The sequence below is a fragment of the Ekhidna sp. ABH4_415 genome, from assembly GCF_056161305.1.
On the sequence record NZ_JBSWYW010000047.1, the window covers coordinates 1 to 223 of the forward strand.

Here is a 223-nt window from a genome sequence, read left to right on the forward strand (position 1 = left end):
AGCGAATGAGAGTGGCCAGACGCTGACCTTTACGGTGACGAACGACAACAACGGGTTATTCAGCAGCCAGCCGGCGATCGATGCAAGTGGGAACTTAAGTTACACGCCAGCGGCGGATGCCAATGGATTAGCGAATGTCGATGTGGTGTTGAGTGACGATGGAGGCACGGCGAATGGTGGAGATGACACCTATGCAACGCAGACCTTCACGATTACGGTAACG

The 223-nt window shown here is 54.3% G+C and carries 1 protein-coding gene; it reads left to right on the forward strand.

Annotation, left to right across the window (positions count from 1 at the left end; translation table 11 throughout):
- On the forward strand, positions 1 to 223 hold a 223-nt coding region (locus tag ACXAH9_RS17260), incomplete at both ends, for a hypothetical protein (protein WP_474896097.1).